Annotated in this window: 15 protein-coding genes and 1 tRNA gene; 13 read left to right on the top strand and 3 right to left on the bottom strand. The window is 64.3% G+C overall.

What is annotated here, in order from left to right:
- Together IEV99_RS16240 and IEV99_RS16235 are read left to right on the top strand one after the other, a co-directional pair.
- A partial coding sequence (locus IEV99_RS16240; protein WP_188518791.1) for an elongation factor Tu occupies positions 1-852 on the top strand: 852 nt, incomplete at its 5' end.
- A 148-nt stretch (positions 853-1,000) separates the two neighbouring features.
- Positions 1,001-1,077 (top strand) — tRNA-Trp (locus IEV99_RS16235).
- A gap of 69 nt (positions 1,078-1,146) precedes the next feature.
- Here the strand turns inward: IEV99_RS16235 and IEV99_RS16230 are convergent.
- Positions 1,147-2,121, bottom strand: a complete 975-nt coding sequence (locus tag IEV99_RS16230; RefSeq protein ID WP_188518790.1) for a phosphatase PAP2 family protein — start codon at positions 2,119-2,121, stop codon at positions 1,147-1,149.
- A gap of 320 nt (positions 2,122-2,441) precedes the next feature.
- On the opposite strand from IEV99_RS16230, the gene secE reads away from it, so the two are divergent.
- Positions 2,442-2,639, top strand: coding sequence for a preprotein translocase subunit SecE (secE, locus tag IEV99_RS16225; RefSeq protein ID WP_188518789.1), 198 nt, complete (start codon positions 2,442-2,444; stop codon positions 2,637-2,639).
- 61 nt (positions 2,640-2,700) lie between these two features.
- Complete coding sequence (gene nusG, locus IEV99_RS16220; protein WP_188518788.1) at positions 2,701-3,231, top strand: transcription termination/antitermination protein NusG; 531 nt, start codon at positions 2,701-2,703, stop codon at positions 3,229-3,231.
- Positions 3,232-3,359: 128 nt separating this feature from the next.
- Here the strand turns inward: nusG and IEV99_RS16215 are convergent, their stop codons facing one another.
- Positions 3,360-3,869 carry a hypothetical protein gene (locus IEV99_RS16215; protein WP_188518787.1) on the bottom strand — a complete coding sequence of 170 codons (510 nt, stop codon included), beginning with the start codon at positions 3,867-3,869 and terminating at the stop codon, positions 3,360-3,362.
- Between the two features lie 305 nt (positions 3,870-4,174).
- On the opposite strand from IEV99_RS16215, the gene rplK reads away from it, so the two are divergent.
- The 3 genes from rplK to IEV99_RS16200 all read left to right on the top strand — a co-directional run bounded on the left by rplK (position 4,175) and on the right by IEV99_RS16200 (position 5,668).
- Positions 4,175-4,621, top strand: a complete 447-nt coding sequence (gene rplK, locus IEV99_RS16210; protein WP_188518786.1) for a 50S ribosomal protein L11 — start codon at positions 4,175-4,177, stop codon at positions 4,619-4,621.
- A gap of 2 nt (positions 4,622-4,623) precedes the next feature.
- Positions 4,624-5,340, top strand: coding sequence for a 50S ribosomal protein L1 (rplA, locus tag IEV99_RS16205; protein ID WP_188518785.1), 717 nt, complete (start codon positions 4,624-4,626; stop codon positions 5,338-5,340).
- A gap of 106 nt (positions 5,341-5,446) precedes the next feature.
- A complete protein-coding gene (locus IEV99_RS16200) occupies positions 5,447-5,668 on the top strand; it encodes a hypothetical protein (RefSeq protein WP_188518784.1) in 222 nt (73 codons plus the stop codon).
- Here the strand turns inward: IEV99_RS16200 and IEV99_RS16195 are convergent, their stop codons facing one another.
- On the bottom strand, positions 5,669-6,670 hold the full coding sequence (locus tag IEV99_RS16195) for an Lnb N-terminal periplasmic domain-containing protein (protein ID WP_188518783.1): 1,002 nt from the start codon (positions 6,668-6,670) through the stop codon (positions 5,669-5,671).
- Between the two features lie 588 nt (positions 6,671-7,258).
- Between IEV99_RS16195 and rplJ the strand changes: the two genes are divergently transcribed.
- The 6 genes from rplJ (at position 7,259) to rpsG (ending at position 18,214) form a co-directional block, all read left to right on the top strand.
- Entirely contained in the window at positions 7,259-7,774 is a 516-nt protein-coding gene (gene rplJ, locus IEV99_RS16190; RefSeq protein ID WP_188518782.1) for a 50S ribosomal protein L10, read from the top strand.
- Between the two features lie 63 nt (positions 7,775-7,837).
- Positions 7,838-8,215 (top strand): 50S ribosomal protein L7/L12, encoded by a 378-nt coding sequence (rplL, locus tag IEV99_RS16185; RefSeq protein WP_188518781.1) that lies wholly within the window; start codon positions 7,838-7,840, stop codon positions 8,213-8,215.
- A 245-nt stretch (positions 8,216-8,460) separates the two neighbouring features.
- Complete coding sequence (gene rpoB / locus IEV99_RS16180; protein WP_188518780.1) at positions 8,461-12,582, top strand: DNA-directed RNA polymerase subunit beta; 4,122 nt, start codon at positions 8,461-8,463, stop codon at positions 12,580-12,582.
- Positions 12,583-12,712: 130 nt separating this feature from the next.
- Positions 12,713-16,906, top strand: a complete 4,194-nt coding sequence (gene rpoC / locus IEV99_RS16175; RefSeq protein WP_188518779.1) for a DNA-directed RNA polymerase subunit beta' — start codon at positions 12,713-12,715, stop codon at positions 16,904-16,906.
- 447 nt (positions 16,907-17,353) lie between these two features.
- Positions 17,354-17,725, top strand: a complete 372-nt coding sequence (gene rpsL / locus IEV99_RS16170; protein ID WP_106340435.1) for a 30S ribosomal protein S12 — start codon at positions 17,354-17,356, stop codon at positions 17,723-17,725.
- A gap of 18 nt (positions 17,726-17,743) precedes the next feature.
- A complete protein-coding gene (gene rpsG, locus IEV99_RS16165; protein WP_188518778.1) occupies positions 17,744-18,214 on the top strand; it encodes a 30S ribosomal protein S7 in 471 nt (156 codons plus the stop codon).
- The last annotated feature ends 34 nt before the right edge of the window (positions 18,215-18,248 follow it).

The raw sequence follows: 18,248 nt of genomic DNA, 5'->3' as shown, positions 1-18,248 counted from the left end.
CCGCAGACGCGCGAGCACATCCTGCTCGCCCGCCAGGTCGGCGTTCCGGCGCTGGTGGTGTTCATGAACAAGGTCGACCTGGTGGACGACGAGGAGCTCATCGAACTCGTCGAGATGGAAGTGCGCGAGCTTCTGTCGAAGTACGACTTCCCGGGCGACGACATCCCGATCGTGAAGGGCTCGGCCAAGGTGGCGCTGGACAACGGCGACAAGGCCGTGGGCCATGACGCGATCCTGAAGCTGATGCAGGCCGTGGACAGCTACATCCCGCAGCCGGAGCGTCCCAAGGACCAGCCGTTCCTGATGCCGGTGGAAGACGTGTTCTCGATCTCGGGCCGCGGCACCGTGGTGACGGGGCGCATCGAGCGCGGCGTCGTGAAGGTCGGCGAGGAAATCGAGATCATCGGCCTGAAGCCGACGATCAAGACCACGGTCACGGGCGTGGAAATGTTCCGCAAGCTGCTGGACCAGGGCGAGGCGGGCGACAATGTCGGCTGCCTGCTGCGCGGCACCAAGCGCGAGGAGGTCGAGCGCGGCCAGGTTCTGGCCAAGCCCGGCTCGGTGAAGCCGCACACGAAGTTCACGGCCGAAGCCTACATCCTGACCAAGGAGGAGGGCGGTCGCCACACCCCGTTCTTCACCAACTACCGGCCGCAGTTCTACTTCCGCACCACGGACGTGACCGGCATGGTGAAGCTGCCCGAGGGCACCGAGATGGTGATGCCGGGCGATAACGTCACCATGGAAGTCGAGCTGATCGCGCCCATCGCCATGGAGGAGAAGCTGCGCTTCGCCATCCGTGAAGGCGGCCGCACCGTCGGCGCCGGCGTGGTGGCCACCATCATCGCGTAAGCAGCTTTTTCAAACTGAACGGGGAGGGGCGTCGGGCGTACCGGCGCCCCTTCTGCGTTTCCGGCGCGTCGAAAAACGTGGGGCGCCCTCTTGCACTCGGAGCGAGGATTTGGCATTCACACGCCGTGGACGCCTCGCGCGCCCGCATAGGGGCTTAGCTCAGCTGGTTAGAGCGGCGGTCTCCAAAACCGCAGGTCGAGAGTTCGAGTCCCTCAGCCCCTGCCATCTTCGAAAGCCCTCGGCCGCCAACGCGTCCGGGGGCTTTTCGATGGGTCCGAGCATGAGAATGCCGGATCAGCGCCCCGCATGGGCGGCGAGCGGATCTGAGCAGGTGGCGCTTACTGAAGCTGCGTCAGCGCCGATCCAAGATCGCAATTTTTCCGAAAAATAGATTGCAACGACGGCGATACTGCCGCCTGCCAGAACATCAACCAGGTAATGGCCGCCATGGAGGGGGGTTGCGGCGAGCATCCCGCCATTCAAGGCTGCAAACCCCCAGCGCAAACCGGGGATCCGCCAACCCGACCACGCGAAGAGAACGGCAAGGACCGCGTGGAAGCTGGGGAACGTGAGGATCCCCATAGCGCTCTGAAAGCTGAACTTGGCGAAGGAGCCGTCCCGCAGCGCCATGACGTGGGCGCCCTCGCGCGTCGTCGTCGCAAGGGCGATGTTGGCGTGTTGGTCCGGCTGCAGGTTGAAGTACGTGTAGACTCCCACCGTGGGCATGAACGCGGAGGTTGCGATACACGCCGTCAGCGCCATCGTAACGGCCAAGCATAGCTTTTGTGCATGCTCGTATTCCGCTCTCAACGTGAGCAGCACGATGAGAGCCAGGCACTGATCTATTATAGACAGATAGGGGGTGCGCAGCAGCGCAGCAACCATTGGGTGACGATCCGCAAAGGCGAGAGCGGCAAGCCAATCATATCCAATCGATTTGTCCCAGGTCGCGAGTTGGCCATCCCAGAGATGCGAGCCGCCGGCCAGCGCCGTAGTGGCATAGCTCAGAGGGGCGAACGCCATTGGGAAAGCCATGATGAAAACCCACGTTCCCAATCCTGAGGCAATTCGGCCTTCGAACCTCACAGTGCAGTAGAAAAGAGCAATGGGGGCGCACAGAGCGATCAGCAGGACATTCTGGTTCAGCGCGGCAGGCCAGTCGAACGCGATATTGCAGCTGGTCAGCAAAGCCAAACCCGCGAGAAAGGCCAGCCCTTGCAAGGCCCAGATCGTGGTCAGAGTCCGACGAAACGCTTTTCTGTCCTGCAAGGCGATGTCTCGTTGCACGACGAAACGATGTACGGATCTGGATAACATTGGTCTGAGGCTCGCAACGACAACCACACGGCGGCGTATTTTCGTTTTATCTAAATCAAGTTTCACAATTGATAAGAGATATAGCGCAATGCAGCTCTCATGACCCGTTTCGATTGGATCGGCCGAAGTTGGACTCCCTTGACCCCTCCATCGCTTTGGCCTAATGCCTCAGGTCTTCCCAAGATCGTGTCGGTAGAACAGGGCCAGCCGGCCCCCGGGCGCTTGGTCGGGAGAACGTGGCGGCGTAGCCGTCTGACGCTTCGGTGGTGGTGATGGCCAAGACGAGCCCCTTCGAGTTCATCCAGCAGGTCCGTTCAGAGGCCTCTAAGGTTACGTGGCCGACCCGCAAGGAGACCCTGGTGACCACCGGCATGGTGTTCCTCATGGTCGTGGTCGCGAGCGTGTTCTTTCTGCTGTCAGACACTGTGATCCGCTGGGTCGTCGGGCTCGTGCTCGGCGTGGGACGTTAAAAACGACACTGCCGGCGCGCGGCCCTCGCCGCCCGGTACGCCATTTGGAGAGACGCGCGCCATGGCTATGCGCTGGTACATCGTCCACGCCTACTCGAATTTCGAGAACAAGGTCGCGCAGTCCATCAGGGACCAGGCGGCACAGCGCCATCTCGACGAAAAGTTCGAAGAGGTGATGGTCCCGACCGAGAAGGTCGTGGAGGTTCGGCGCGGTCGCAAGATCGACACCGAGCGCAAGTTCTTTCCCGGCTATGTGCTGGTGAAGTGCGACATGACCGACGAGGTCTACCACCTCATCAAGAACACCCCGAAGGTGACCGGCTTTCTGGGCACCGACAAGAAGCCGATGCCAATTCCGGACCGGGAAGCCGAGCGGATCAAAGGCCAAGTCGCCGACGGCGTCGAGCGTCCAAAGCCCTCTGTGGCGTTCGAGGTCGGCGAGCAGGTGCGCGTGTCGGACGGACCGTTCGCGTCGTTCAACGGCGTCGTCGAGGAAGTGGACGAGACCCGCGCCCGCCTCAAGGTCGCGGTGTCGATTTTCGGCCGCGCAACTCCGGTCGAGCTCGAATACGCGCAAGTCGAGAAAGTCTGACGACCGCCTGATCACACAAGCATTGAAGGGCGTCCCGAGAGGGACGCCCTTCGTCTTTTGGGAAAGATCTAGTCGGTTCAGCGCGCCTGCTGCGCCGAGTTTCGGGTCGCAATTTCAAATGCCGCCGTTCAGGGGCGTGCGATATCCGTGAGGATCTGCCCCATTTCGGCCGAACGGGCCTTGTCCGCTTCGGGCGAGGCCCAGTAACCGAGCAGCACGACCTTGTTTACGCCCGGCCGAACGCCGACCATGAAGAAGCGAACAACAGTCGGAGCGCCCTTCCACTTCGCAGGAACGTTCATGTCCAGCACCGAAACGCCGTTGACGGTTTCGGTGGTCTTCTCGATCTGTTCCGACGTGGTGACGCCCTGACCCTTGAAGTACGCGATGTACTCATCCATCGCGGCGTCGACCTTCTCGGGCGCAAGGCCCTGCACCCAGAAGATGATCTCGCTGTCAGGGGTGGCGACTTCGATGCCGCTCTTGGACGGCGACACTTTCCAGCCATCCGGAATGGTGATCGGGAAAGCGGGACCCGCATTGGTGAAGGTGTATGTCTTGGCAAAAACGGGGCTCGCCAGCGCGCAAGCCAAAAACCCCAGCGCGCCTATCGCAACCTTGAAACGTGACTTGTCCATATCGACCTCTCGGCATCCTGCGAGAGGCGCACCTTCGCTGATTTATGATATTTATCAAGTGAACGAGAGAGGTTGCGTGCGCTGTCCCGGACGCTTCGATGCGCTTGCTCCGCGGACCGATTTCGGATAGGGAGACGCAGCCCCGGCCTCGTGTCGGGGCTTTCCACTGCGGGAGGCATGCCCGGTCGCCACCGGGAGTTCATGCCGCACCGCAATCTGCAAACCCGGCGCGGAAGGGCGACAGGCCTGCCGCGCCAGCCGGCGTTTCCTGAAGAGGTTCGCCGGCCTTCCGAGGAGCAGCCATCATGGCGAAGAAGATCACGGGCTACGTGAAGCTTCAGGTGCCGGCCGGCGCGGCGAATCCGTCGCCCCCGATCGGTCCTGCGCTGGGTCAGCGCGGCCTGAACATCATGGAATTCTGCAAGGCGTTCAATGCGCGCACCGCGCAGATGGACAAGGGCACCCCGATCCCGGTGATCATCACCGCGTATCAGGATCGCTCCTTCACGTTCGAGATGAAGCAGCCGCCGGTTACCTTCTTCCTGAAGAAGGCCGCCAACCTGAAGATCGGCAAGAAGCCGGCCTCTGGCCATCGCACCCCTGGCCGCGGCTTCATCGGCAAGGTCTCGAAGGAGCAGATCCGCGAGATCGCCGAGAAGAAGATGCCGGACCTCAACTGCGACACGGTCGAGTCGGCCATGGCGATGATCGAGGGTTCCGCCCGTTCAATGGGCCTCGAGGTGGTGGGTTAATCATGCCGAAGATCGCCAAGCGCATCCGCGCCACCCGTGAGGGCATCGACCGGGTCAAGCTGTACCCGATCGCCGACGCCGTGAAGATGCTCAAGGAGCGCGCCACGGCCAAGTTCGACGAGACGATCGAGGTCGCGATGAACCTCGGCGTCGATCCGCGCCACGCCGACCAGATGGTTCGCGGCGTCTGCAACCTGCCGAACGGCTCGGGCCGCGACGTCCGCGTCGCCGTGTTCGCGCGCGGCAACAAGGCCGATGAGGCCAAGGCTGCGGGAGCCGACATCGTCGGCGCCGAGGATCTCGTCGAGATCATCAACTCGGGCAAGATCGACTTTGATCGTTGCATCGCGACCCCGGACATGATGCCGCTCGTCGGCCGCCTCGGTAAGGTGCTGGGCCCGCGCGGCCTGATGCCGAACCCGAAGGTTGGCACCGTGACCCCCGACGTCGCCGGCGCAGTGAAGGCCGCCAAGGGCGGCGCCGTCGAGTTCCGCGTCGAGAAGGCCGGGATCGTGCATGCCGGCGTCGGCAAGGCCTCGTTCGACGCCGACAAGCTCGTCGAGAACATCAAGGCTTTCGCGGACGCCGTGTCGCGCGCCAAGCCGGCGGGCGCCAAGGGCACCTATGTGCAGCGCATCGCGATCTCGTCGACCATGGGCCCGGGCGTGAAGATCGAGCCGTCGACCGTGATCAGCAGCGGCGCCCAGGCTAACGCCTGAGTCGCGACGCACACCGGATGGAGGAAGGCCTCGCTTCGGCGGGGCCTTTCTTTTTCGGGCGGCGCGCCACAATCACTTCATCCCCAAACTCCGAAAGGGCCGCATCATGGCGAAGAAAAGTAAAAAGACCGCCGAGTCCGAATTCGTGCTGTTCAACGTGCTGTACGAGGACGGCTCCCGCAGCTCCAACCGCCGCATCCCGCGCGAGATGGTGGCGAGCCTCGACGCCGACCGCGACATCCGGGCCGCCATCGAGGCGCAGGATCGCGAGATCGCCGAGAAGTCTGGCCGCCCGCGCGGACCAGTGAAGAAAATCGAGCGGGTCTGATTATGGCGTGGGAACGCCGTCCCTGATCCGGGCCGAAAACCCCGGATCGTCGGCGGGGCCCGGCGCGCGCGGCCCTATGTGGGCGGCAGAGACGAGCTGTTCGAGTGAGACTTTCCGGCTGAGAAAGTCGTGCTCGTAAAGGTAGCCCGGCAGGTAGCCTGAAAGAAGCACGCGCCAGTCCATCGGGATGCCGGGATCCATGACGCGAGCCATGCCGAAGATCACGGTCGTACAGTTGGTCGTGAACGTGTTGTACCATTCGGGCTCGGCATAGGCCCGGTTCGCCGCCGCGAGATAGCGCTCGATCAACGTCCGCGCGGTCGCCTTCTGTATGTCGAGCCGGTAGATCCTTACGTCCTCGCCGCGGGCCGTGGCCCGGACCTTGACGACATCCTGTTCGTCGGCCGCAATGAACGCGAGCTCGTAGCTCTTGAAGAAGCCCGCGATCGCCGAGTAGTCCTCGCCTCGCTCTTTGCGGATCTCGATGGAGAACGCGAGGGGAGGGGCGTCCGCGAACTGGAAGCTCACGATGGCGTGCGCGATGGCTTCGCCGGCCCAGTAGGACAGAAACAGGTCAGCTCCCTCGAGCTTGCCGAGGTCGAACGACCGCGTGTCCCAAGCCTGGTCGAAATCCGTATCACTGCGCCAGCGGAAGTTGCGCACATCGTGGACCGTGAGCCTGTCGCCCACGATCTCTCCATGCGCGGTTCGCGCCACGTCGGGCGTCCAGTCGCGAGTGTTGGAGGGGCGGATCGTCAGCCACCAGCCGATGAGTCCAATGGCGCATGCCGCGAATGCGACGGCCGCCTGCCTGCGCCGCACAGTGAACAAGCCGGCCAGAATGGCGAGCAACGCCGCCGCCCAGAGAACGGCCAGCGCCCCGCGAACGAGTTCGGGGCCGGGCGCGCGGAACCAGAGCGCCAAGGCGCCCCAGGCGCCGAGACCCAGAACCGCAAGGGCGAGCAGCAGAAAAAGCGCGAGGCGGCCGGTACGACGAAGCACGTGGTTTTCCGTGTTGGCGCCGATCGGTAGAATCACGAAGGCGCGCGGCCAGACTGCCTGCCTATATAACCGAAGCTTGACGCCGAGGCTCCGGCCCAGTGCGCCCTGTGACGTCAGGCCTGCGGCTCCCTGCCGCGGGCGGACTGTGGAACGCGTACAGATTTTCGCCTTTCGGGCTTGGCAAGAGAGAATTAAGCGTCTATTGGAACCGCATGAGTTCCAGACATCTCGCGCGGATCATGCCTTTGGGCAAGTTTCGCGCGTTCGTGTTTCCAACCGGGTGACCGGTTGGAACGGCCGGCGGGCCTAGGGGCAACCCTCAGGCCTCAGCCGGCTATGTCCTGTCCGAGACTGCAGGCGCTCGCCTCGGCGAGCTTAATACGTGCCCGAGCCTGCACAGACGGGGAAGACCAGTTGAGGGGCCGCAAGGCCCAGAGTTGGTTCGAACCTTCACACCGGGTAGGGGCCGCCGCAAGGCTGTCCAGATCCGGGGACAGGCACGTCGGAAGCGTCGCGGCTCGGGCTCGCCCGGAACGCGGCATTCAGCAACCGGCGGGACTTCTGTCCCCGCCAACCGGAGAGAGCCCCGTGGAAAAAGCGGCTAAGCGTGAGCTCGTCGGCACGCTCAATACGGTCTTCAACGAGACCAGCGTCGTCGTCGTCGCCCACTACGCCGGCCTCACGGTCGCCGACATGCAGAAGCTGCGTGCGCAGATGAAGCAGGCCGGCGCGTCCGTGAAGGTCGCGAAGAACCGCCTCGCCAAGATTGCTCTCGAAGGCACGGACGTCGCTTCGATCGGGAACCTGTTGAAGGGCCCGACGCTGCTGGCTTACAGCAGCAACCCCGTAGCGGCTGCCAAGGTCGCCGTCGATTTCTCCAAGACCAACGACAAGCTCGTTATTCTTGGGGGAGCGATGGGTAAGACCGCTCTGAACACGGACGGCGTCAAGGCCCTGGCCACGATGCCTTCCCTGGACGAACTGCGCGCCAAGCTCGTCGGCCTCATCCAGGCCCCGGCGACCAAGATCGCCCAGCTCTCCACCGCGCCGGCGGCCAAGCTCGCCCGCGTGTTCGGAGCCTATGCCAAGAGAGACGCGGCGTAAGGCCGTTCCGTCCTAACCCGCACCAGTTTCTGGTTCGAAAACCAACTTCAAGGAAAGACTACTATGGCTGATCTGTCCAAGCTCGTTGACGAGCTCTCGTCCCTGACCGTTCTCGAGGCCGCCGAGCTCGCGAAGCTCCTCGAAGAGAAGTGGGGCGTCTCCGCCGCCGCCGCGGTTGCGGTTGCGGCTCCGGCTGGTGGCGGCGCCGCCGCTCCGGCCGCCGAGGAGCAGACCGAGTTCACGGTCGTTCTCGCCGCCGCTGGCGACAAGAAGATCGAGGTCATCAAGGAGGTCCGCGCGATCACCGGCCTCGGCCTCAAGGAAGCCAAGGACCTGGTCGAAGGCGCTCCGAAGCCCGTCAAGGAGGCCGTCTCGAAGGAGGAGGCCGCCAAGCTCAAGGAGCAGCTCGAGAAGGCCGGCGCCAAGGTCGAGCTCAAGTGATTTTCGCGTCGCCTCGGCGACGCGGACGTCTCGTCGCAGCCTGAGGCTGCGATCTGGTCCCGGGGCCTATCGCCCCGGGGCCTTCTTGCCGTCGAGGCGACCATGGCTTCAGGCCATAGCGGCGCCGACGGACCGAATTGAGGGCCGGAAGGCCGATTTTGCGGATGGCGGCGCCGTTCGGCATGGGACCCCCTCGGGCCATGCCGGGATGAGCGGGCGGCCGATCCGAAGGAGTGAGGAACGAGATGGCTCAGACGTTCACCGGCCGGAAGCGTGTGCGCAAGTTCTTCGGACATATCCGCGAGGTCGCGGAGATGCCGAACCTCATCGAGGTTCAGAAGGCGTCGTACGACCAGTTCCTCCAGGTCGAGGAACCCGCGGGTGGGCGTCCCGACGAAGGTCTGCAGTCTGTCTTCAAGTCCGTGTTCCCGATCTCCGATTTTTCGGGCGCGTCGCTGCTGGAGTTCGTGAAGTTCACGTTCGAGCCGCCGAAGTATGACGTGGACGAGTGCCGCCAGCGCGGCATGACGTTCGCCGCGCCCCTGAAGGTGACGCTGCGCCTCATCGTGTTCGATGTGGACCCGGACACCGGCGCGAAGTCGGTCAAGGACATCAAGGAGCAGGACGTCTACATGGGCGACATGCCGCTCATGACGATGAACGGCACCTTCATCGTGAACGGCACCGAGCGCGTGATCGTCTCGCAGATGCACCGTTCGCCGGGCGTGTTCTTCGACCACGACAAGGGCAAGACCCATTCGTCCGGCAAGCTGCTGTTCGCCGCCCGCATCATTCCGTATCGCGGCTCCTGGCTCGACATCGAGTTCGACGCCAAGGACATCGTGTACGCCCGCATCGACCGTCGCCGTAAGATCCCGGTGACGTCGCTGCTGTTCGCGCTCGGCATGGACGGCGAGGAGATCCTCTCGACGTTCTACAAGCGCGTCGCGTTCACGCGCGAGAAGAATGGCTGGCGCGTGCCGTTCGACACCGAGCGCATGAAGGGCATGAAGGTCGTCAACGACCTCGTCGACGCCGACACCGGCGAGATGGTGCTCGAGGCCGGCAAGAAGCTCACGCCGCGTTCGGCGCGCCTGATCGCCGAGAAGGGCGTGAAGGCCCTGCGCGCGACGGACGAGGACCTGTACGGCCAGTACATCGCCGAAGACCTGGTGAACCCGTCGACCGGCGAGATCTTCGCCGAGGCCGGCGAGGAGATCTCCGAGAAGTCCCTGAAGGCGCTCATCGACGCCGGCTTCGACGAAGTGCCGGTTCTCGACATCGACCACGTCAATATCGGCCCGTACATTCGCAACACGCTCACCGTGGACAAGAACTCGGCCCGCGAGGAAGCCCTGTTCGACATCTATCGCGTGATGCGCCCCGGCGAGCCGCCGACAGTCGACACCGCCGAGGCGATGTTCCACTCGCTGTTCTTTGACGCGGAGCGCTACGACCTCTCGGCCGTGGGCCGCGTAAAGATGAACATGCGCCTGGACCTCGACGCCGAGGACACGGTGCGTATCCTGCGGAAGGCCGACATCGTCGCGGTTGTCCGTGCGCTGGTCGAGTTGCGCGACGGCAAGGGCGAGGTGGACGACATCGACCATCTCGGCAACCGCCGCGTGCGCTCCGTGGGCGAGCTCATGGAGAACCAGTACCGCGTCGGCCTGCTGCGCATGGAGCGCGCCATCAAGGAGCGCATGTCGTCTGTCGACATCGACACCGTGATGCCGCAGGACCTGATCAACGCCAAGCCGGCGGCCGCGGCCGTGCGCGAGTTCTTCGGCTCGTCGCAGCTGTCGCAGTTCATGGACCAGACGAACCCGCTGTCCGAGATCACCCACAAGCGTCGCCTATCGGCGCTTGGACCGGGCGGCCTGACGCGCGAGCGCGCCGGCTTCGAGGTGCGCGACGTGCATCCGACGCATTACGGCCGCATCTGCCCGATCGAGACGCCGGAAGGTCCGAACATCGGCCTGATCAACTCGCTGGCGACGTTCGCGCGCGTCAACAAATACGGCTTCATCGAGAGCCCCTACCGCAAGGTGAAGGACGGCGAGCTCACCTCCGAGGTGGTCTACATGTCCGCCATGGAGGAGGGGAAGCACTACGTCGCGCAGGCCAACGTGTCGGTGGATGCCGCCGGCAAGCTGACCGAGGACCTCGTCGTGGTGCGTCACGCCGGCGACGTCATCGTGGTGCCGGTGGACCGCGTGGACTACATGGACGTGTCGCCGAAGCAGCTCGTTTCGGTGGCGGCGGCGCTGATCCCGTTCCTCGAGAACGACGACGCGAACCGCGCCCTCATGGGCTCGAACATGCAGCGCCAGGCCGTGCCGCTGGTCCGCGCCGACGCGCCTTTCGTGGGCACCGGCATGGAATCCATCGTGGCGCGCGACTCGGGCGCTGCAATTGCGGCCCGCCGGGCCGGCGTCATCGACCAAGTGGACGCGACGCGTATCGTCGTGCGCGCCACGGACGACCTCGATCCGTCGAAGTCGGGCGTGGACATCTACCGGCTGATGAAGTTCCAGCGTTCCAACCAGAACACCTGCATCAACCAGAAGCCGCTGGTGTCGGTCGGCGACATCGTCCGCAAGGGCGACATCATCGCGGACGGCCCCTCGACGGAGCTGGGCGAGCTGGCTCTCGGCCGCAACGTGCTCGTCGCGTTCATGCCGTGGAATGGCTATAACTTCGAGGACTCGATCCTCCTGTCGGAGCGGATCGCCAAGGAAGACGTGTTCACGTCCATCCACATCGAAGAGTTCGAGGTGATGGCCCGTGACACGAAGCTCGGTCCCGAGGAAATCACGCGCGACATTCCGAACGTGTCGGAAGAGGCGCTGAAGAATCTCGACGAAGCCGGCATCGTCTATATCGGCGCGGAAGTGAATGCGGGCGACATCCTCGTCGGCAAGATCACCCCCAAGGGCGAAAGCCCGATGACGCCGGAAGAGAAGCTGCTGCGCGCCATCTTCGGCGAGAAGGCTTCGGACGTCCGCGACACCTCGCTCCGCGTACCCCCGGGCGTGCAGGGCACGATCGTGGAAGTGCGCGTGTTCAACCGCCACGGCGTGGACAAGGACGAGCGCGCCCAGGCGATCGAGCGCGAGGAGATCGAGCGGCTCGCCAAGGACCGTGACGACGAGCTCGCGATCCTGGACCGCAACGTCTACGCGCGTCTCGGCGACACGTTGGTCGGCCAGTTCGGCATCGCGGGTCCCAAGGGCTTCAAGAAGGAGTCCGAGATCACCCGCGAAGCGCTGGACCAGTCTCCCCGGTCGCAGTGGTGGACGTTCGCGGTGTCGGACGACAGCGTGATGTCCGACCTGGAGGCCATGCGCAAGCAGTACGACGAGGCGAAGAAGGGTCTCGAGCAGCGGTTCCTCGACAAGGTCGAGAAGCTGCAGCGCGGCGACGAGCTTCCCCCCGGCGTGATGAAGATGGTCAAGGTCTTCGTCGCCGTGAAGCGCAAGATCCAGCCGGGCGACAAGATGGCCGGCCGCCATGGCAACAAGGGCGTCGTGTCGCGCATCGTGCCGATCGAGGACATGCCGTTCCTGGAGGATGGCACCCACGTCGACATCGTGCTCAACCCGTTGGGCGTGCCGTCGCGCATGAACGTCGGTCAGATTCTCGAGACGCACATGGGCTGGGCCTGTGCGGGTCTCGGCAAGAAGATCGGCGACGCGGTCGACGCCTACCGGCGCGCCCACAGCATCGGCCAGCTCAAGGAGACGCTGAACGACGTCTACGGCGACCACGAGACGATCCGGGCGCTGGACGATGACGGGCTCGTGACGTTGGGCGAAAACCTGCGCCGCGGCGTTCCGATCGCGACGCCGGTGTTCGACGGCGCCAAGGAGCACGACATCGAGCAGATGCTGGAGATGGCCGGTCTCGATCGGTCGGGCCAGGTGACGCTCTATGACGGCCGTTCGGGCGAGACCTTCGACCGCAAGGTCACGGTCGGCTACATCTATATGCTGAAGCTGCATCACCTCGTGGACGACAAGATCCACGCCCGGTCGATCGGCCCGTACTCGCTCGTCACCCAGCAGCCGCTGGGCGGAAAGGCGCAGTTCGGCGGCCAGCGCTTCGGCGAAATGGAGGTGTGGGCGCTCGAGGCTTACGGCGCGGCTTACACCTTGCAGGAGATGCTCACCGTCAAGTCGGACGACGTGGCGGGTCGCACCAAGGTGTACGAGGCGATCGTGCGCGGCGACGACACCTTCGAGGCCGGCATTCCGGAGAGCTTCAACGTTCTCGTCAAGGAAATGCGGTCGCTGGGTCTCAACGTCGAGCTCACCAACTCCAAGAAGGCGGCCAACGAACTGCCGCCGTCCGAGGCCGCCGAGTAAGCGTCCTCTCAGGGCGCGCCCTCCGGGGCGCGCCGCACCGCCCGGCGAACGGTCGCTCGGCGTCCTATGATTTTTTCCGGCATCGTCCCGCGGAAGCCGCTGGGATAGGCCGCAGAGCCAGGAGACGGCGATGAATCAAGAGGTCATGAATCTCTTCAACCCCGTGGCTCAGCCTCAGACCTTCGATCAGATCAAGATCTCGATCTCGAGCCCCGAGAAGATCCTGTCGTGGTCCTTCGGCGAGATCAAGAAGCCCGAGACCATCAACTACCGGACGTTCAAGCCCGAGCGTGACGGCTTGTTCTGCGCGCGCATCTTCGGTCCGATCAAGGACTACGAGTGCCTGTGCGGCAAGTACAAGCGCATGAAGTACAAGGGCGTCATCTGCGAGAAGTGCGGCGTCGAGGTCACACTGTCGCGCGTGCGCCGCGAGCGCATGGGCCACATCGAGCTCGCCGCCCCGGTGGCGCATATCTGGTTCCTGAAGTCGCTGCCGTCGCGCATCGGCCTGCTGCTGGACATGCCGCTCAAGGACCTCGAGCGCATCCTGTACTTCGAGAACTACGTCGTCATCGAGCCCGGCCTCACCCCGCTCAAGGAGCATCAGCTCCTGAACGAGGAAGAGTACCTGCGCGCCCAGGACGAGTACGGCGAGGATTCGTTCACGGCCTTGATCGGCGCCGAGGCGATCCGCGAGATCCTGCGTTCGCTCGACCTCGAGAAGACCGCGGCCGACCTGCGCGTCGAGATCGCGGCTTCCAAGACCGAGCTGAAGCCCAAGAAGCTCGCCAAGCGCCTGAAGATCATCGAGGCCTTCATCGACTCCGGCAACAAGCCCGAGTGGATGATCCTGACCGTCGTTCCGGTGATCCCGCCGGACCTGCGCCCGCTCGTCCCGCTGGACGGCGGCCGCTTCGCGACGTCGGACCTCAACGATCTCTACCGCCGCGTCATCAACCGTAACAACCGCCTCAAGCGGCTGATCGAGCTGCGCGCTCCGGACATCATCATCCGGAACGAGAAGCGCATGCTGCAGGAGGCTGTCGACGCGCTGTTCGACAACGGCCGCCGCGGCCGCGTGATCACGGGCGCCAACAAGCGTCCGCTGAAGTCGCTCGCCGACATGCTAAAGGGCAAGCAGGGCCGCTTCCGCCAGAACCTGCTCGGCAAGCGCGTCGACTACTCGGGTCGTTCGGTGATCGTGGTTGGTCCCGAGCTGAAGCTGCACCAGTGCGGCCTGCCCAAGAAGATGGCGCTCGAGCTGTTCAAGCCGTTCATCTATTCGCGCCTCGACGCGAAGGGCCTCTCGGCCACGGTAAAGCAGGCCAAGAAGCTGGTCGAGAAGGAGAAGCCGGAAGTCTGGGACATCCTGGACGAGGTCATCCGTGAGCACCCGGTGATGTTGAACCGGGCGCCGACGCTGCATCGTCTCGGCATCCAGGCATTCGAGCCGACGCTGATCGAAGGCAAGGCGATCCAGCTGCATCCGCTGGTCTGCGCCGCGTTCAACGCCGACTTCGACGGCGACCAGATGGCCGTGCACGTCCCGCTGTCGCTCGAGGCGCAGCTGGAAGCGCGCGTCCTCATGATGTCGACCAACAACATCCTGCACCCGGCGAACGGCCAGCCGATCATCGTGCCGTCGCAGGACATCGTGCTCGGCCTCTATTACCTCTCGCTGATCTCCGACAAGGAGCCGGGCGAGGGCATGATGTTCGCCGAGATGGGCGAGATCGAGCACGCCATCGCGGCCAAGGCCGTGACCGTGCACGCCAAGATCAAGTATCGCTACTCGTCGGTCGACGACGAGGGCAAGCCCTACTCCAAGATCTACGACACCACGCCCGGCCGCGCCATGCTTGGGCAGCTCCTGCCCAAGCACGGCAAGGTGACCTTCGACGTCGTGAACAAGCTCATGACCAAGAAGGAAATCTCGAACATGATCGACACCGTCTACCGCAACTGCGGGCAGAAGGAGACGGTCATCTTCTGCGATCGCACGATGCAGCTCGGGTTCACCAACGCGTTCAAGGCCGGCATCTCGTTCGGCAAGGACGACATGGTGGTGCCGGAGAACAAGTGGGAGATCGTCGACGAGACCCGGACGCTCGCCAAGGACTACGAGCAGCAGTTCAACGACGGCCTGATCACGCAGGGCGAGAAGTACAACAAGGTCGTGGACGCCTGGGCCAAGTGCTCGGACCGTCTCGCGCAGGAGATGATGGGCCGCATCTCGGCCGTGCAGAAGGACGAGAACGGCCGCACCAAGCCGATCAACTCCATCTACATGATGTCGCACTCCGGCGCCCGTGGCTCGCCCGCGCAGATGAAGCAGCTCGCGGCGATGCGCGGCCTCATGGCCAAGCCGTCGGGCGAGATCATCGAGACGCCGATCATCTCGAACTTCAAGGAAGGCCTGGACGTGCTCGAGTACTTCAACTCGACGCACGGAGCCCGTAAGGGCCTCGCCGATACGGCCTTGAAGACCGCGAACTCGGGTTACCTCACCCGTCGTCTCGTCGACGTGGCGCAGGACTCGATCATCACTGAGCGGGATTGCGGCTCCGACAACGGCATCCGCATGCGCGCCATCATCGACGCCGGCCAGGTGGTCGCGTCGCTGGCGACCCGCATCCTGGGGCGCACCGCGGCTGAGGACCTTGTGGATCGCGCCGGCGAGGTCATCGTCCCCAAGGGCACGATGATCGAGGAGTGGCACATCGACCGGATCAACGCCGCCGGCATTCAGGAGGTGAAGATCCGTTCGGTTCTCACCTGCGAGACCGCCAACGGCGTGTGCGGCACCTGCTACGGGCGCGATCTGGCCCGTGGAACGCCCGTCAACATGGGCGAGGCGGTCGGCGTCATCGCGGCGCAGTCGATCGGCGAGCCGGGTACCCAGCTCACCATGCGCACCTTCCACATCGGCGGCGCGGCGCAGATTGCGGACCAGTCCTTCATCGAGTCCAACTTTGAGGGCACGGTGCGGATGCGCAATCGCAACGTGGCGCGGAACTCGGAAGGCGAGCTGATCGCGATTGCCCGCAACATCGCGGTCGTGATCGTCGGCGCGGACGGCACCGAGCGTGCGGTTCACCGCATCCAGTACGGCGCTCGCCTGAAGATCGACGAGGGCGACTCCATCAAGCGCGGTCAGCGCATCGCCGAGTGGGACCCCTACACCCGGCCGATCGTGACCGAGGTGGACGGCGTCATCGCGTACGAGGATCTGGTGGAAGGCGCCTCCGTGATGGAGACCGCCGACGAGTCGACGGGCATCACCAAGCGCGTCGTCACCGACTGGCGGACCAACACCCGCTCGGCGGATCTTCGTCCCGCGATCACGCTGCAGGACGGCAAGGGCAAGGTGCTGAAGCTGCCGCGCGGCGGCGAGGCGCGCTACCTGCTGCCGGTCGACGCGATCATCGCGGCCGATCCGGGCCAGACCATCAAGGCAGGCGACATCGTGGCCCGTATCTCGATGGAGAGCGCCAAGACCCGCGACATCACGGGCGGCCTGCCGCGCGTGGCGGAGCTGTTCGAGGCGCGTCGTCCGAAGGAGGCCGCGATCATCGCCGAGAAGTCGGGGACGATCATGTTCGGCCGCGACTACAAGAATAAGCGGCGGATCTCGCTCACGCCGTCCGACGGTTCCGAGGCGGTCGAGTATCTCGTCCCCAAGGGCAAGCACATTTACCTTCAGGACGGCGACGTCGTCGAGAAGGGCGATTACATCGTCGACGGCAACCCGGCCCCGCACGACATTCTTGCGGTGAAGGGCGTCGAGGAACTCGCGGCTTACCTGGTCAACGAGATCCAGGAGGTCTACCGGCTGCAGGGCGTGAACATCAACGACAAGCACATCGAGGTGATCGTTCGCCAGATGCTGCAGAAGGTTGAGATCGACGATCCGGGCGAGTCGGAGTACCTGGCCAACGAGCAGGTCGACAAGGTCGAGATGGACGAGGTCAACGTGAAGCTCGTGGCCGACGGCAAGCGCCCGGCTACCGGCCACCCGGTGCTCCTCGGCATCACCAAGGCGAGCCTCCAGACCCGGTCGTTCATCTCGGCCGCGTCGTTCCAGGAGACCACCCGCGTCCTCACGGAAGCGGCCGTCAACGGCAAGACCGACGACCTCGCCGGCCTCAAGGAGAACGTCATCGTGGGCCGCCTTATCCCGGCGGGCACGGGCGCCATGATGAGCCGACTCAAGGAAGTCGCGACTCGACGCGACGAGATGATCCTGGCCCAACAGGCGACGGAATCGCAGACTCCGGCGCCCGCGAATGTGCCGGCCCTGGAAGGTCCGCAGGCGGCCGAGTAAGCGCCCGCCAGCAACAATCATGCGAAAAGGCCGCCTCCGGGCGGCCTTTTTGTTCGTCGCCGGGCAGAGCGGGCCGCGAGCTCGCCCCTGCCATGCGGAAAGTCTAGGCGCCGTCTCAAATTGAGTCACCGCGGGGTTGACGGCGCCCGACTCTACGAGTAGAACCCGCGGACTTGCTGAGCAGCCGGTCAATCCCGTTGTTCCAGCGCGTCTCGCGCGGAACCCAAGGGATCGATACCCTGCTCGACCATCACCGACTGAAAAGTCGCTTTGGTTCACGATCGCGGCGCGAGCCGTGGTCCTCTGGAAAGCAACGCGCCCCCGGCGAACTCGCCGAAGGCGCGGATTCGTTTTGCGCGGTCACTCGCGCACCGCGAAGGAATTCAACCGAGCGAAAGCTCATATCTTGGCCTGGACTGGCCTAGCCTGGACTGGAACGAGCAAACGATGCCGACCATTAGCCAGCTCATCCGCAAGCCGCGGAGCCCCGTGAAGGCCCGGAACACGGTTCCGGCCCTCGAGGCGAGCCCGCAAAAGCGTGGTGTGTGCACGCGCGTCTATACGACGACGCCGAAGAAGCCGAACTCCGCGCTCCGCAAGGTCGCGAAGGTCCGTCTCACGAATGGCTTCGAAGTCATCGGTTACATCCCCGGCGAAGGCCATAACCTGCAGGAACATTCCGTCGTAGCCATTCGTGGCGGCCGCGTGAAGGACTTGCCGGGCGTGCGCTACCACATCATCCGCGGCGTGCTGGATACCCAGGGCGTCAAGAACCGCAAGCAGCGCCGTTCGAAGTACGGCGCGAAGCGGCCGAAGTAATCCGACGGAGACCCGGACATGTCGCGTCGTCACCGCGCTGAAAAGCGTGAAATCATCCCCGATCCCAAGTTCGGCGATCTGGTCGTCACCAAGTTCATGAATTCGATCATGTACGACGGCAAAAAGTCGGTCGCCGAGCAGATCGTCTATGGCGCTCTCGAAATCGTCGAGACCAAGCTGAAGACTGATCCGCTCGCCGCCTTCAAGCAGGCGCTCGAGAACGTCGCTCCGGCGATCGAAGTTCGGTCCCGCCGCGTCGGCGGCGCCACCTACCAGGTTCCGGTCGAGGTTCGCATGGAGCGCCGTCAGGCTCTCGCGATCCGCTGGCTCATCCAGGCTGCCCGGTCCCGCAACGACAAGACGATGGTTGATCGCCTCTCCTCAGAGCTGATCGACGCCTCGAACAACCGTGGCAACGCCGTCAAGAAGCGCGAAGACACGCACCGGATGGCGGAAGCCAACCGCGCCTTCTCGCACTACCGCTGGTAACGGCGACCTTTCGGCAAGACACCAGGACACACGA

This window comes from Alsobacter metallidurans, assembly GCF_014636935.1.
Taxonomy (GTDB): Bacteria; Pseudomonadota; Alphaproteobacteria; order Rhizobiales; family Beijerinckiaceae; genus Alsobacter; species Alsobacter metallidurans.
The sequence above is the reverse complement of the archived record's forward strand: the minus strand, read 5'-3'. Positions and strand labels throughout refer to the sequence as shown.